At 59.7% G+C, this 15,098-nt stretch carries 11 protein-coding genes; 2 read left to right on the plus strand and 9 right to left on the minus strand.

What is annotated here, in order from left to right:
• Positions 1–67: 67 nt before the first annotated feature.
• From F8C90_RS02590 to F8C90_RS02605, 4 genes are all read right to left on the minus strand, one after another.
• Entirely contained in the window at positions 68–982 is a 915-nt protein-coding gene (locus F8C90_RS02590) for a formate dehydrogenase accessory protein FdhE (protein WP_158048888.1), read from the minus strand.
• A gap of 175 nt (positions 983–1,157) precedes the next feature.
• Positions 1,158–1,931 carry a cytochrome b/b6 domain-containing protein gene (locus F8C90_RS02595; RefSeq protein ID WP_158048889.1) on the minus strand — a complete coding sequence of 258 codons (774 nt, stop codon included), beginning with the start codon at positions 1,929–1,931 and terminating at the stop codon, positions 1,158–1,160.
• Positions 1,924–2,868, minus strand: coding sequence for a 4Fe-4S dicluster domain-containing protein (locus F8C90_RS02600; protein WP_158048890.1), 945 nt, complete (start codon positions 2,866–2,868; stop codon positions 1,924–1,926). The genes F8C90_RS02595 and F8C90_RS02600 overlap by 8 nt, the downstream gene beginning before the upstream one ends.
• Before the next feature lie 14 nt (positions 2,869–2,882).
• Positions 2,883–6,077 carry a molybdopterin-dependent oxidoreductase gene (locus tag F8C90_RS02605; RefSeq protein WP_158048891.1) on the minus strand — a complete coding sequence of 1,065 codons (3,195 nt, stop codon included), beginning with the start codon at positions 6,075–6,077 and terminating at the stop codon, positions 2,883–2,885.
• Between the two features lie 536 nt (positions 6,078–6,613).
• On the opposite strand from F8C90_RS02605, the gene selD reads away from it, so the two are divergent.
• Complete coding sequence (gene selD, locus F8C90_RS02610) at positions 6,614–7,693, plus strand: selenide, water dikinase SelD (RefSeq protein WP_158048892.1); 1,080 nt, start codon at positions 6,614–6,616, stop codon at positions 7,691–7,693.
• 2 nt (positions 7,694–7,695) lie between these two features.
• Here the strand turns inward: selD and F8C90_RS02615 are convergent, their stop codons facing one another.
• From F8C90_RS02615 to F8C90_RS02635, 5 genes are all read right to left on the minus strand, one after another.
• Complete coding sequence (locus tag F8C90_RS02615) at positions 7,696–8,928, minus strand: aminotransferase class V-fold PLP-dependent enzyme (protein WP_158048893.1); 1,233 nt, start codon at positions 8,926–8,928, stop codon at positions 7,696–7,698.
• A 54-nt stretch (positions 8,929–8,982) separates the two neighbouring features.
• On the minus strand, positions 8,983–9,423 hold the full coding sequence (locus tag F8C90_RS02620) for a hypothetical protein (protein WP_158048894.1): 441 nt from the start codon (positions 9,421–9,423) through the stop codon (positions 8,983–8,985).
• The gene (locus F8C90_RS02625; RefSeq protein ID WP_158048895.1) at positions 9,416–9,877 is read right to left on the minus strand and encodes a SufE family protein; all 462 of its coding nucleotides are present in this window, start codon (positions 9,875–9,877) and stop codon (positions 9,416–9,418) included. Before F8C90_RS02625 ends, F8C90_RS02620 begins: the two co-directional genes overlap by 8 nt.
• Positions 9,878–9,990: 113 nt before the next feature.
• A complete protein-coding gene (locus tag F8C90_RS02630) occupies positions 9,991–11,538 on the minus strand; it encodes a hypothetical protein (RefSeq protein ID WP_158048896.1) in 1,548 nt (515 codons plus the stop codon).
• Between the two features lie 117 nt (positions 11,539–11,655).
• On the minus strand, positions 11,656–13,248 hold the full coding sequence (locus F8C90_RS02635) for a PucR family transcriptional regulator (protein ID WP_158048897.1): 1,593 nt from the start codon (positions 13,246–13,248) through the stop codon (positions 11,656–11,658).
• A gap of 427 nt (positions 13,249–13,675) precedes the next feature.
• Between F8C90_RS02635 and F8C90_RS02640 the strand changes: the two genes are divergently transcribed.
• Positions 13,676–15,016, plus strand: a complete 1,341-nt coding sequence (locus F8C90_RS02640; protein WP_158048898.1) for an MFS transporter — start codon at positions 13,676–13,678, stop codon at positions 15,014–15,016.
• Positions 15,017–15,098 lie beyond the last annotated feature (82 nt).

Raw genomic sequence — 15,098 nt, forward strand, 5'->3', positions numbered from 1 at the left:
CCCCACGTCAGCGAGAAGAAAGCTCACATTACCCGCGGTTCGCTCGACTATTCACCTGCTTGCTCGCCTATTCTCCTGTGCGCTTGGCCGACCCGCCCGCAAAAGAGGGGTCCATCGCCACGGCGTCGAGGCGGGCCATCACGACGTCTTCGACCTCAGGAGAATATGGCGCGTTGTCGCCTTCACCTGCGAAGCGCGCGCGGATGTAGCTGCCGCACTCGTCGCACGTGCCGATGCGATGGCCCTCATCGCCCTCGATGTTGAAGTAGTGCAAGTTCCCTTGGTTGCGCGTGCCGCAGCGAGGGCAGCGGATGCGATCGAATTCCCAGCTCGTCCCGCACTGCGCGCACCACAGGGTCTTGTTGCGGCCGTCGCCCGAACCACCTTCGCCCACGCGCGCGAGCGCCGCATCGCCGCCGCATGCAGGGCAGTGCATCTGGTGGTCGTAGAACACCTTCGCCTTCTTTCGGGCACGGGCCACCGCTTCGGCCGGACCCTCGAGCTGCCAACGAAGCGCGAGCGACGCGAACAGCTGGCCCATCTGCGCCTGAAGCTCGGTCATACCGCCGTCCACCAGCTGCTCGGCGAACGCGGCCAGATACTCCATCGGCTTCTTTCCCGCCAGTGCGACATCGCTTGCAGCAATGGCGTCATCCCAGTTGACACCCGTAAGCGCAGCGGCCATCTCGGCGTCAAACCCACCCAGCTCGGCAGCGCGGGCGATCACCGCAGACATCCCGCGAGCAAGCGCCTCTGCATCGATTTTCACAGGGGCGTTCGAGAACACGGGGATCTCCGCCTCGGAAAGCGCGGCCACGCGCTCCGCAGGAGGCACCTCATAGCCCGCAGCAGTCTGCCCCGCCGCATCGGCGCCATCGAGCGCCGCCCACAGGCTCATGAAGAAATCGATGCGCGAAACTTCGACCTCATCGAGCGTTTTCCCATAATGCTCCGCCGCAAGCTTGGCAGCCTTGTTGTTCATGTCCACGCCTTTCTCGTCGATCGTATTTGCCTGCCTCGCCCCAATCCAAGCGTTTGACGCGAGGCGGACAAATAGCGAGCCATCTATCCCCACAGAGAACGGGGACCCACCCGAGATTGTCGGATGGGTCCGCCGAATAAAGCTTTCCACCAGCCACAATGGCCGGCAAAATCAATTACTTGGTAACCGGTTTCTCAACCACGTTCTTGCCCTCAGTGATCTCCTTGCGAGCCCAGTGGCCCCAGTGGTAGATCGCGTCGGACTCGGAAACCATGCCGTTGCCGAACATGAGCTTGTAGGTGCCGCGATAGGGCTGGAAGATGCCCGCACCCAGGAAGATGTGAGCCAAGCCGAACACGGCGATCATCAGGAAGCCGAAGTCATGCAGGAACAGCAGGACGCCATGAGCCGTCGTGCCGAGGTTCAGACCCAGCTCGCCGATGAGCAGGAAAACACCAGTGACAGCCATGAGCAGGCCGAACAGCCACAGCATGCCGTCGGCGAAGCGCTGGCCGGACTTCACCTCGTCCTGGTCCGGCATGTGGATCCACTTTGCCATGAACAGGTAGGGGAAGAACAGCATCATCCACTTCTTGTCGTCGGAGGTCCACTTCGCGAAGAGGTTCTTCACGATATGACCGACGCCCTTGGGCGATGCAATAGCGCTGAACAGCGGAACCACGACGAAGATGACGCCGCACACACGATGCACCATGCGGAAGACGAACACGACGTCGGAGCCCACCATCTGAGCCAGAGGCGGAATGAACACAAAGCATCCGCTCAAGCACAAAAGGAGGCAGGCGGTAACTGCGATGCCATGCGTCCAACGAGCCTGCAGCGAGTGGCGCTTGATGTAGCGCTCGGTTCCAGCGGCTTCGCGATCTTTGAGGAACTGCTTGTCAGCGGCAAGCTGCTCAGGAGAAACGTTCACTGCTTCGTTACTCATCGCTGCCTCCCTTCCCGATGCCGAATGGATGATTCTCGAGAATGTGCTCCTTGATGGACTTCTCGTCCTGAGCGTCGCCATGTTTGACAACGTCGCCGGTGATCAGGCTGACGGTGTCCTCGGTCTCGGGGTTGTACACGAGCTTGTCGCGCTTGTAGCCCACGCCCAGAGCGAACATTGCCGCGAGGCCCACAACCGTGAGGCCGGTAACGACGCCCGTGATGGGCTTCATGACGCGGGTCATACCCACCGTTGCCGGAGCGGACGGATTGGCCGGAAGACCCGTGGCCTCGCGCCCGTACTTCAGCACGGAGATCACATGCAGACCGCCCATCTCGTTGACACCGTAGATCTCGGCATCCTCATAGCCGCGGCCCTTCAAGATCTCAAGGCGCTCCTGGGCAAGCTCGAGCATCTCGTCGCGCGGCCCGAAGCGAAGCGCATTGGGCTGGCAAGTGGAAACGCAAGCCGGATCCATGCCCTGAGCCACGCGATCCGGGCAGCCGGTGCACTTGTTAACGTAGTCGCGGATACCCTCGGTGCGGTAGCGCGGCACGTCGAACGGGCACACGCCTTCGCAGTAATGGCAGCCGACGCACTTGGAGTCGTCGACGTGGACGAATCCGGTGTCCTCGTCCTTCGTGATGGCACCAGCAGGGCACACCGTGGCACAAGGAGCCTCGGTGCAATGCTGGCAGGAACGACGGTTGAAGATCCAGTCGACGGGCTTCTGCCCGCGAACCGCGTCGCGCTCCTGGAACGTCTGGATCAGGCGCGTGTTTCCGTTCAGGTCTGCCGGGTTCTGAAGCGAACCGGAGAACTTGTTCTCGTTGGTGCCGATCGGGGACGGCAGGTTATTCCACACCTTGCAGGCAACCTGACAGCCCTTGCAGTTCGTGCACAGGGAGGTGTCGTAAAGAATAGCCATTTCAGTCATGTCTTACCCCCTCCTTATGCTTTCTCGATGTTGACGAGGAACGCCTTATACTCGGGCACCATGGTGTTCGGGTCGCCGACGTTCGGGGTCAGGTCGTTTACGGTGTCGCCCGTGCCGTACAGGTGCGTCCAGCCGAAGTGGTGCGTGAGGCCCACCTGATGCTGCGTCTTGCCGTGGATCGTAAACGGCTTCAGACGCTTGGTGACGTAGGCGTCGACCACGACGGAGCCACGCTTGTTCCACACGCGGACCTTGTCGCCAGGCTTGATGCCCTTCTCAGCGGCGAACTCTTCGGACATCTCGCAGAACTGCGACGGCATAGCCTCCACCAGTGCCGGGCAGGAGCGGCTCTGGCCGCCAGTCTGCCAATGTTCGGTGACGGAGTACGTGGTCGCGATGATCGGGTACTCGTCGGTTCCGCCGTGTGCGGTGGACTCGTATTCCGTGAACTTGATCATCGGGTTGTTCTGCGAACCGTTGAGCGCGTTGTCGAACGGGCTTTCGAACGGCTCGTAGTGCTCGGGCATCGGGCCGTCTTCCATACCGTAGGATTCCAGACGCGCGTTCTGCTCCCACAGCATGAAGAACGTGTTGTTGTTCGGCGGAACCTGCTGGCCGTTCTTAGCGGACACGAAGTCGCCCTGGTCGACCAGATCCCACTTGCTGCCATCCCACTCCATGAGCTTCTTGTCGGGGTTCCACGGCTTGCCCTTGGTGTCGCAGGAGTTGCGGTTGTACAAGATACGACGGTTGGAAGGCCAGCTGAACGCCCAGTTGGAGTTCAGACCAAGACCCGACTTGTCGTTGTTGTCGCGGCGGCCGATCGGCTGCTGGGCCGGATCGAGCGGCGCGTCGTTGTTGTTGTAGAAGCCCGAGTAGATCCACATCGCGCAGGAGGTGGAGCCGTCGGCGCCGAGCTCGGAGTAGCCCTTAAGCAGGTCGACCTTGCCCGCCTTGAAGTCGGAGTTGGCCGTACGGTAGCCGTTGAGCGCCCAGGAAACCGGACGGAAATCGATCTTGCCGTTGACGTAATAATCCCACTTCGTGTTGAGGATCGGGGCGGGGTTCGCGCCACCTTCCTCCTTGTACAGACGGCAGATCTCCGTCCACAGGAGGTCGCACATCTCGAGGTCAGGCTTCGCCTGGTCCCACGGCTCGACTGCCTGGTAGCGCCACTGCAGCCAACGACCGGAGTTCAGGATGGTACCGGGCTTCTCGTAGATGAGCGCGCAGGGGAGGAAGTACACGGTCGTCTGGATCTCGGCCGGGTTCATGTCCGGAGCCTTCCAGAAGGCCGCCGACTCGGTTTCGACCTGGTCGGCCACGACGAGCCAATCGAGGTTCGCCATCGAGCGGCGTACATTGCCGGCGTTCGGGGCCGAGTGGCAGGGGTTCATACCCCAGTTGAAGTAGCCCTTGATGACGCCCTGCTTCATGAGCTCGAACGTGGAGATATGCGTGTAGTCCTGGTCGCCCTTCTCGGAGGGAACCTTCGGCCACCAGTCGTAGCCGTAGTCGTTCTCGACGGTTGCGGCGTCGCCGAACCACTCCTTGAGGGAGGACACGATGAACTTCGGCTTGTTGGTGTAGTAGCCGGCGGAATACGTCTGGGATTCCAGCCACTTGCGCAAGCTGGAACGATCGGTGGTGTTTGCCCACTTCAGGTAAGCGGGATGCTCGTTCACCATCATGCCCATGTCGGTTGCACCCTGAACGTTGGGTTCGCCGCGCAGAGCGTTCACGCCGCCGCCGGGGATGCCGATGTTGCCGAGGAGCAGCTGCATAACGCACATGGCACGCGTGTTCTGGGCGCCATAGGAGTGCTGCGTCTGGCCCAGTGCGTAGAGCACCATGCCAGCACGGCCGGGCTTTGCGGTGGAACCGTAGGTGGAGTACACCAGCTCGAGCGTTTCCTTGTCCATGCCGCAGATGTCGCATACGGCGTCGAGGGTGTAGCGCTCGTAATGCTTCTTCACCTGCTGATAGACGCACATCGGGTCCTGAAGCGTCATGTCGCGCTTGGGGAGGGTGAGCGTCGGCGTGGTGAACTCGGGAACGCCGTCCTTCTTAACCCAGGCGTAGTCGCCCGAAGCGGAGGTGTCCCAGTTCTCTTCCTTCTCGGTCTGATAATGCCAAGAATGGTTGGAGTACGTCTTGGTCTTCTCGTCCCAACCGGAGTAAAGGCCAGTTTCGGGATCGAAGTCGAACTCGGGGTCGAGCAGGTAAGACGCGTTGGTGTAGTTGAGCAGGTACTCGTAGTTGTAGTCGCCCATCTCACCAGTGGCGAGGTACTTCTCGAGATTCGGATCGATCAGGTTCTCGATGATCCAGTGATACATGCCGCCGTAGAAGGCGATGTCCGTGCCCGAACGGATGGGGCAGTAGATATCCGCCTGCTCGGCAGTACGGGTATAGCGGGGATCGACGACGATCCACTTCGCTCCGCGGTCGTGGGCCTTGCCAAGCCACAGCGAGCTGACCGGGTGGTTCTCAACGGAGTTGGAACCGCAGTGGAGGATGACGTCGGTATTTTGGAAGTCGCACCAGTGGCTCGTCATGGAGCCGCGACCGAATGATGCTGCCAGACCGGCAACGGTGGGGCTGTGTCAAACACGCGCCTGATTGTCGATGGCGATCACGCCGAGCGATCGCATCATCTTGAGGATCAGGTATTCCTCCTCGGAGTTTTCTTGGCTACCGCCCAGGCTGGCAATTGCCGGGGTGCGGTTCACGGTGAGGCCGTTCTTATCGGTTTCCTCAAACGTGGCGTCGCGCGTGTCCTTGACCTTGCGCGCGATTTCCTTGACGGCGTCCTCCCAGGTGATGTCTTCCCACTCGGAAGCACCGGGGCGGCGCACCATCGGCTTGGTAACGCGATCGGGGTTCTTAATGACCTCGCGCGTTTCCGGATCCACAATGTTGCGGAGCTGGAACATGGCTGCGCCCTTCGGGCACAAGCCACCTTGGTTGATGGGATGGTCGGGGTCACCCTCGAGATTGATCAGCTCGCCGTCGCGCACCGAAAGAAGCGAACCGCATCCGCCTGCGCAATAGCAGCAGATGTTGGTGTACTCTTCAGTGTTCACGAGCTTCCAGTCGCTGTTCGACTCAACAGCCAAAGCAGGCGACTGCTGCGTCAACTGGAACGCCATGCTCGTCGCGAACGCTGCGCCGGTGGCTTTCATGAAGCCCCTGCGTGTCAGGTTCATAATCTCGTCTCTCCTTCCAAATTCTCGTCTTCCCTCGTCTATACCGCGTCAGGGCATACGCTGCCCTTTCGTCGATTGCTCATGGTACGAGACTTGTCGACACAAATTCAACAAATGAGACCGCAAAAGGGCTATTTGTCGGGGGAACGGCCTTTTACTTGTAAACTTATACTTGAACTGGGTAACGCATCTTTCTCTCCAACATTTTCAAAGGAAGCTTAGAAAGTATTTTTTTGCAATGTGAAGGTTTTGTAAGATATTGTTGAATTGACCTGCATTATCCTATTCAAGAATAGCCCACTTTATGGACAGGTTGAATCTGGCGCAGAAATGGGTTGATTTTCCCTCTTCCATAAACCTCGAGGAATGATGCGCGCGAATCCCCCGCAACAAACCCCCTGCTGCGAAAAGGCATGACCCCTGGAAAGGCGAGCGGTCTTGCGCAACAACGCCGAAAGAGGAGGCACGGGGCATCGAGGGGAAGGGCTGTCCCCCATGTCGCTGCTATACTGAATTCGACTCGAAAGGAGATTGCCATGAGCGACAAGGAGAAAGTTGCGCTGACGAAGCTCACCAGCAAGGGCGGTTGAGCGGCAAAGTGGGGTCCGGGCGACCTCGAAGATGCGCTGCACTGCCTCTCGCCGGCAATCGATTTGCCCGACAAGGACAAGCTCCTCCTCGGGTTCGAAACGAGCGACGATGCGGCAGTATGGGAAATCAACAAGACGACGGCTGCCGTGCTCACGGTCGATTTCTTCACGCCTGTCGTCGACGACCCCTACGAGTTCGGACGCGTTGCGGCGGCGAACGCGCTTTCGGACGTGTTCGCGATGGGGGCCCGTCCCCACGTGGCCTTAAACCTGCTCGCGCTCGACAGCGAGCTCGGCGCCGAGGTCGCAGGCGAGATTCTGCGCGGCGGCGCCGATACCGCGCATGCGGCGGGGGCGTTCGTGGCAGGCGGCCACACGATCGATGATGAGGAACCGAAATACGGCCTGTGCGTGTTCGGCACCGTCGACCCGGGCAAAATCGTGCGCAACGGCGGCGCGGTTGCAGGAGACATCCTCTACCTCACCAAGCGAATCGGCACAGGGATCATGAGCGCGGCCGTGAAAAACGAGCTCGTCACCCAGCAGGAGTTTCGACCTGCCGTCGAGTCGATGATGGAACTCAACATCGCGGGTGGCGAGGCTATGGTCGCAGCGAGCGTCCATGCAGCAACAGACGTGACGGGGTTCGGCCTGGCAGGACACCTTCACGAGATGCTCGAAGCGTCGAACGTGGCGGCCGAGCTGGACTTCGGCGCCATCCCCACCTTCGAGCGCGTATGGGAGCTCTCGTGTGCGTACTGTCGCCCCAACCGGGCGTTTTCCATCATGGACCTCGCGGAGGAATACGTGCGGCAGGGCACGCTCGACGACGACGAGTTCGACAACCGCATGGGGGTTATCTGCGATCCACAGACCTCGGGCGGCATCTTGGCGGCCATCCCCCCAGACCAGGCAGAGGTGTTCGAGCGGGAATTCGAGCGGCGGGCGAAGCGCGCGCCGTGGAGGATCGGCCGCATCGTTGATGGCGAGGCGGGTACGATCTCGTTCAGCGATGGAGCGCAATAGTCTTACTTGCGAGGCCGTGCCGCCCGGAGCATCTGCGCTGCACGGTCTATCTGCTGCGCAGCGTAGTCAATCTCGGCGGATGTGTTGTAGAACGCCGGAGACAGCCGTGCCACGCTGCTTGTCCCGAGCCAATCGAGCACGGGCTGCGCGCAGTTGTGGCCGCTGCGCAAGGCGACTCCGCGCGCATCGACGAGCGTGCACAAGTCGAGCGGATGCACATCGTCGATCGTGAACGACACAAGGCCCGCACGCTCCTTCGGCGAGCCTGCGATGTGGAGCCCCTCGATTTTCCCAAGCACGCCGACCGCATGGTTGACTAGCTCGGACTCGTACGCTGCAATCTCCTCGCGACCCAAAGCGCACAGGTAGTCGCATGCCGCGCCGAGCGCGATCGCACCGACGTAGTTCGGTGTGCCCGCCTCCAGGCGCAGGGGAAGCTCTTCCCAGGTGGTCAGCGCTTGCGTCACCTTCCCTACCATCTCGCCGCCGAAATCGCGGGGGGCAAGCATCTCGAGCGCGTCGCGCGTGCCGCAAAGCGCGCCGATGCCCGTGCCAGCCATCATCTTGTGGCCCGAAAAGGACAGGAAGTCGACACCGAGATCCGCGATATCGACCACTCCATGGCGCATGATCTGCGCGCCGTCGAGCACGAACAAGGCGCCCGCATCATGGGCCATCTTGGCAAGCCTCTTCACGGGGGTCACGGTGCCGAGCACGTTCGAGCACCCCGTCATCGCGACGATCTTCACCTTGCCATCGGCGAGCAGCTCCGCGTAATGGGCCTCATCGAAATCGCCCTCGGCAGTGAGCCCAGCGACGCGGAAGTCGGCGCCTTTGGCAAAACACGCCTGCTGCCAGGGAACATAATTGGAGTGGTGCTCCATAAGGCTCACCACGACGGCATCGTCGGGCCCGAGCACGTGCGCCAAGCCGCGGGCCACCATGTTCAAGCCATCGGTCGTGCCGCGTGTAAACACCACGCACGACGAATCGGCCGCGCCGACAAAGCGGGCAACCGTCTCCCGAGCATGCTCAAGCGCGTCGGTCGAGGCATGCGCCAGATAATGCATCCCACGATGCACGTTCGCGTTGCTCGTCCGATAGTGCTCGGCAACAGTGGAGAGCACCTGCTCGGGAACTTGCGTCGTCGCCGAGTTGTCCAAATACACGAGAGGATGGCCGTGAACCTGCTGTCCCAAAATCGGGAAATCCTCACGTACGCGTTCCGCATCCATGTTCGCCACCCCTTTCGCCCCAGCATATCATCGCATGCCGAGCATTCTAGCTCATCAGGAGTCCCTGCGCATGGACGGGTCGTCCTTCGCATCGAAAAGCGCGTCTGCGAGCTGCGTAATTGTCTCAAGGTTGGCAGACTGCTCGGGCGTGAAGCGAACGTTCAGAGCGCGCTGGAGCGTCAAGGACAAAAGCACCTTCTTGATGTCGGTCGAGCTTTGGTTGGTACACGTGGTCGAGCCTTCCGCAAGCTTCACGCTCTTGTCGTTTTGGCGCAGGAGTTTCTCGACGCTCTCGTCGGCGAGTTTCAAGATGTCCTCCGTGCCCAAAGCCCGCACCTCGTCTTCGGTCAGGAAGAACTTGGCGAGCGTATAGTTGCGCACCTCCTGGCGAAACGCCTCGCGGCCAAGCGTGCCCGACGTGATCTTCTCCTGCGCAGCTTCAGCATCCTTCGCCGCGATATCGAGGCGATCTTTCAGCGTCATCGTGCTAGCCATGATGAGGTTCCTCCTTATTGGAAAGCGCCTTGCGCGCAAAATCCTTGATAGTCGACGCGATTGCGGAAACGCCCGCCTGCCGCTTCGCGTCGAAAATATAGACGAGCTCGGTCTCTTCCACGAAACGCACGGGGCACTCGATAATCGCCCGTGCATCTTGCCCCGAGAACATTTGCTGGAACAGGTAGATCACACCGCGCACCATGAGCGTGTCGCTGTCACCTTCAAGAGCGAAGCCCTCGCCCGACGACGCGCCCTCCCACGAGGGATAAAGCCAAACCTGCGACTGACACCCCTCGACGAGCACTTCTTTCACTTTGCGCTCCTCGGGTAGTTCCTCGAGCTGCGCCGATAGCTGCAAAAGGTAGTCGAACTGCTCGAACGTGTCACCAGCGGCGACGAAACCGTCGATGAATTCCTGCTGAATCTCGTCAGGAGCCTTCACGTTCCCCATCCCCTTCCTCACCGACCCGAGCCCCAAACTCGGGAAAGAACAAGCCCGCGGCGTCGATTGCGGCGCCGCGGGCTTGGCGTTCGGCGCGTGATACGCCTTCTCGTCGGCTCGATTTACGCCTGGACGATTTCCAGACCGAGCAGCTCGCCGAGCTCGATGACCTGCTCTTCGAAGTCACCGTAGATAAGCGGCATGTGGTTGCCGATGGCGGCCTGCTTCTTGAAGAAGTCCTTGGAATCCTTCACCTGGAAGAACACGCCCATGGAGCAGTTGGTCTGATCGTAGCCCATGGAGGTGATGATCTTGCCCTTCGCAACGAAAAGCTTCTCGACGTTCGGGTCGACACGGCACATCGTGATCGTCTGGCCGGCGTCCTCTTCGAACTTGTAGCGCAGCGTCGCGCCGAAGCCGGAGCGGGCGAAGGAGCGAATCGCGTAGGGGCGGAAGTCCTCGTCGAAGGATTCCCAACGGCGGTTCGGCACCGAGTGGAAGGTCAAAACGACGTTGGGGATGTCGCCGAGCTCTTCCATCTTCTGGTCAACATGCTCGGGCGTGAAGAACAATGCCTTGGGCAGCTGAGCGCGCACGCCATGACGCACCGGGCTCGTGAAGCAATTGCCCATGTAGGACGGACGGCGGCCGATGGCCTGCAGCATCAGCTTGGAGACGACGGCGCCCAGATCGTACTCGCATGCGGACGGGATGCCCTGCTCGTTGTTGAGCGAGTGGTTCAGGCACATCGTGAATTGCTTCTGGTTCAGGCGGCGCGTCGCGCACAGATCGGGGCACGGAGCAGTGAAGCAGTTGCACTCGTAGGCGTCGAGGAACTTCTGGATGCCGTAGTTGGCTTCGACGGACTTTTTGACCATCTCGCGCGTCATCTCGCACTCTTCGGCGCCTGCGATGAGCTCGTCGGTTTCCTTGTCGATGATCTTCTCGTCCTCGGCGGTGAGGTTTAAGCCCTTGCGGCCCGGCGTGCAGTAGTTCTCCATCGGGTCGTCGTAGGAAATCTGGTCGAGCAGCTCATGAGCGGAGACGTAACGGATGCGAGTGCCGAAGCGCTCGGTGATCTTCTCGGGGTCGATGATCGAGTCGGGCGCGCTCACCGAGACGGTGCTCGTCATGCGGGTCGCGGCGAGGATCTTCGAGTCCTTCATGACCTTGCGAGCACGCAGGACGGTCATGTACTCGGTGGCGTCCTCCCAGTCCTCGAAGGAGTAGAACTCAAGGCCACGGGCAAGGAACTCGGCGGACGTGATAGCGGAGGCGCAGCATGCCTGGGTGATGGCGCAGGGCTTGCCGACGCGCTGCGCAAACTCGAGGGCCAGGTCATAGGGGCGGCTCGCATATCCGATGAAGTACAGGTCGACTTCTTCGCTTCCCTCGGCGAGCTTGTCGATCATCTCGTCTTTGGTGAGGAAGTTCTCGTCGCGCTCGACTTTGACGGGCTCGAGCAGGTTGACGACGTTCTCCGGCATAGCAGCCTGGAGCTGAGCATACCAACCCTTGAACTTCTCGGCGGCCATGTGGAGGTCGAATTCCTTCTCAAGCTGGATGCCCTCACCGAAGCGGCACGGTCCCTCGAACACGTACTCGTGATACAGCGTCAAGAAAATCGGCTTCACGTTGAGACGAATTTCCTCATGTTTTTTGATGGCCATGATGACTATCCTTTCCCCTGTTCTGCGGCACTCTCTCCCGTGCCGTGCTGACATCGAGAAGAGTACGGCGCGCCGCAGCGTAAATCATGGGGCTGAAATCACCGTCTTCGATAAATTCTATTGTGCATTTTGCATAATCTCGATGTCGTCGAAACGGTACGCAAAGAGCAGCGCGAAGCGAAGAGCAGGATCGGACGTGTCGATACCGTACGCACCCTCGATACGGTCGATGCGGTACTTCACGTTGTTGCGATGCATATGAAGCTTCTCGGCAACGATGTTCGCGCGGCGTTCGCACATGAGGTACTCGTAGAGGAACTGATAGTTGTCAGTGCCCCGCTCGGCGTCGTCTTTCGCGATAGAACGAACGACGACGCTCGCGTAGGTTGAATTTAAAAGTGGCAGGTCATCTCCCATTTTGTCGGCGATAAAGGCGATTTGGGCTCGATCGAACGAGAAGATACGGTTCCAGTTGAACGAAATCGGCAGCTTATGAGCGCCCGGCTTGGCCTTCGCCCCAAGCCGTGCAGCCTCGCGCGCCTGTCGATAGGCAATGGAAGCCTTAGCGAGATTCGTGAACTTGGAGCTGCGTCCGCAGATAAGGTCCATTTTCTCCATGAGCTCGTTGATGCGCGATGAGATGGATTTATGCCCCCTTGGGCACGAACCGACCTCGCAATGCAGCGCGCACTGCGGAGAGAGGCAGTTGAAGCACAGCACCGTGACGCAGCCGTCGAAAAGGACAACTTTCGCCGGTGCCACCATCGTGACCAGGTCGGAAAGAAGCCGCGAGGGAGACATATCCTCGGTAACGGGAATCGTGAACAGGCAAAACCGCGCTTCTGGTGGAATTCCTACGAGCTTACATCGCTCGCGAATGATAGCCTCGTTGCCCTCGCGGCCCAAAAGCAGATCATGAAGGAACGTGTCGACCGCGTTACCCGAGGGTTTGTCTTCCGGGTATTCGCGCGCGGCAATGCGTTTGACTCTCGAGAGGAAAAGGTCGAACGTGTCGTAGAGATAGTCGCAGGGGGAAAGCTTGTTGCACATCATGACGACGATGAGGCTGAAGCTCGTCTTGGTTTTGAACGACTTCACGACCGTGACGTATTTGCAGATGGAGAGCGTATCGTTGACGATGAAGCCGTCCTCTTTCGCCCATGGCTTGAAGCGCTTGTGCAGCTGGAATTTCCGGATGTTCTCCTCGGTATGGTAGCCGTGCCCGATCAGCTCCATCGTAATCGGATCGTCACAGGGAGTCCCCTTGGTGTAGGCCAAAAGCTTGAGAGCCGGATCCACTACGACGACGTTGTTGCGCAGCATCTTCTCGCTCACATCCATAAGCTCTTGAAGCCCGCCGCCGCGGCCGAGCACCGCGTCCATATCGCGCTCCCACATCCCGAATCGATAGAAGATTTCGAGCAACGCGTTGAATACCTGGAGCGTTCCCTCTCCCCCCGTGACGGAAAGCACGGCGGTCTGGTCGGGCTTGGTCGCGTGATGGTCCACGAAAGCTGCGTGGCGGCCGTAGCCTCGGACGCTTTCGCAGTCTTCGCTCGTCGAGCAAACGTAGAGGATATCGTCCCCCGCAATCGACGATTCCCCCAGATAAAGACGGGCATTTTCGAAATCAAGACTCCCGTCAGACGAGATTGTGACGTTCCCCATAGCCTCAAGTTCGCGCTTCATGATGTTTAGCGAAACACCCATGACCTACTCCCCTCAGATAAAGCCATTGCGCCGTATCCCATAATGGCCTATCTCCCGTCCGATTGCTTTAGTCGAAAGCCAGGCTTTTCGATAATCTTATTATGCAAAATGCACAATAAGATTTCGCCCTCATCGTGCACGTCTTGCAAGAAGCACAACAGTTTCCCTTTCTTTCGTATGCCCCATGCCCACTGACTCATGTGCGCGAGGCCTATAAGCTAAGCCCGAGCGAGAGACCATCCCCTCCGCTCTCTAAAAGCCCCTTCTTCCCTCGAATTTCAACGAAGGGGCAGCATCGCTGGGGCGGGTGCTCTTTATCCCAAAACCCGCCCCTCCAAAAAGCTTACCCCGTCTGCAAAGGCGGTTGACATACACAGCTGAAAACGGGCGCATAAGGGGATAGCGCCCAATCTAAGGAGGAGAAACTATGCCAAGAATCAACACTGCTATACGTTCCGTCTGGGGGGTGTCCGAGATAGGCTTCTCGATAGCCGCGACTCTCGAGACCGCCTTCTTCCTATTCTTCCTGACCGACGTGGCACAACTTCCGCTTGCCATCTCGGGCGTCATCGCCGCAAGTGCGTCGGCCGTCGACACCGTATCTGCCCTTTTGGCGGGCGTGTTCATCGACAAGTTCCACTTCAAGAAGGGTAAGTACCGCCCCTGGCTCATCATCGCTCCGATCATCGCCATGGTGTTCTTCATCATGTGCTTCACCAAGGTGGGCGGCGACGTTGTGGCAGGCATCGTCATCAGCATCGGTTATGTCGTGAGCCACTTCTGCTGGAATATCACGTACGCGGGCATTCGAAGCATGACCAATGTGCTCACCGACGAGCCTTCCGAGCGCGCGTTCCTGTCGGGCCGCCTGGGCGCCGGCGCCGCACTCGGCCGCGTGATTGCGTCGAAGCTCGTGCCGCTGATCACGACCTCCCTCGCCGCGCTCGTCAGCGGTGTACTTGCCTACTCCATTTGCGCCGCTGTTGTGTCAGTCATCTACATCATCGCGATGGCCATCTGCTTCTTCGCGACGAAGGGATACGACACCGAAACCAAATCGGAAGGCAAGAAGATTTCTTTCAAGGCGATGGGCAAAAATATCGTCACCAACCCGAATCTCATCGGCGTCGTACTCCACGACATCCTGCGCCTCATCGCCTACTACACGGTCGCTGCAGGCACAGCGTACTATGCGAAAGTCGTCCTGGGTGATGCGTCCGCTTCGGGAACCATCCTCATGATGTTCTACCTGGGCTGTTTCGTGGGCTCGTTTATCGCCGCGCGCGTCGCTAAGAAGCTCGGCACCAAGAACACCACCATCGTGGGCGTCGCAGGCTGGCTCGTGATCTGGGTCATTGCCTACGTCCTGCAACCAGGGTATGTGCTTCTGAACGTGCTGCTCGTGCTTTCGCAGGTGTTCTTCGGCCTTTCCTATGGCCTGTCCGCAAACCTGTACTCCATGTGTGCGACCTGGAGTCACTGGAAAACTGGCGAGAACACGCTCGGCACCACGATGTCGATCATGACCGTGTCGGTGAAGCTCGGCGTCACCCTGCGCGCGATTATCCTGCCGGCGTTCCTCTCGCTTGTCGCCTATGACGCCACAGCAACCGTCTTCGACGCTGCCGCTATCGCAGGCATCGAGCAGATGTACTTCCTGCTGCCGATCGGGCTGCTCGTTGTGTCACTTATACCGTTCCTGCTGCTGTTCAAGATTAAGGACTCCGACGTCACGAAGATGAACGAGGAGATCGCCCAGAAAGCGTAGCGGGAAGAACCGAAAAATGCTGAGGTTTCTTGCCTCAGCATGCAAAGAAGGGGCCGAACGATTTCGGCCCCTTCTTGCTGTT

Origin of the sequence: Ellagibacter isourolithinifaciens (genome assembly GCF_008831035.1) — a bacterium.
Taxonomy (GTDB): domain Bacteria; phylum Actinomycetota; class Coriobacteriia; order Coriobacteriales; family Eggerthellaceae; genus Ellagibacter; species Ellagibacter isourolithinifaciens.

Excerpts from the sequence above, each read along its gene's own strand:
- F8C90_RS02615 (WP_158048893.1), bottom strand. The coding sequence starts at position 8,928 with ATGGATGCGGAACGCGTACGTGAGGATTTCCCGATTTTGGGACAGCAG.
- F8C90_RS02620 (WP_158048894.1), bottom strand. The coding sequence starts at position 9,423 with ATGGCTAGCACGATGACGCTGAAAGATCGCCTCGATATCGCGGCGAAG.
- F8C90_RS02590 (WP_158048888.1), bottom strand. The coding sequence starts at position 982 with ATGAACAACAAGGCTGCCAAGCTTGCGGCGGAGCATTATGGGAAAACG.
- F8C90_RS02630 (WP_158048896.1), bottom strand. The coding sequence starts at position 11,538 with ATGGCCATCAAAAAACATGAGGAAATTCGTCTCAACGTGAAGCCGATT.
- F8C90_RS02595 (WP_158048889.1), bottom strand. The coding sequence starts at position 1,931 with ATGAGTAACGAAGCAGTGAACGTTTCTCCTGAGCAGCTTGCCGCTGAC.
- F8C90_RS02640 (WP_158048898.1), top strand. The coding sequence starts at position 13,676 with ATGCCAAGAATCAACACTGCTATACGTTCCGTCTGGGGGGTGTCCGAG.
- F8C90_RS02600 (WP_158048890.1), bottom strand. The coding sequence starts at position 2,868 with ATGACTGAAATGGCTATTCTTTACGACACCTCCCTGTGCACGAACTGC.
- F8C90_RS02625 (WP_158048895.1), bottom strand. The coding sequence starts at position 9,877 with ATGGGGAACGTGAAGGCTCCTGACGAGATTCAGCAGGAATTCATCGAC.
- F8C90_RS02635 (WP_158048897.1), bottom strand. The coding sequence starts at position 13,248 with ATGGGTGTTTCGCTAAACATCATGAAGCGCGAACTTGAGGCTATGGGG.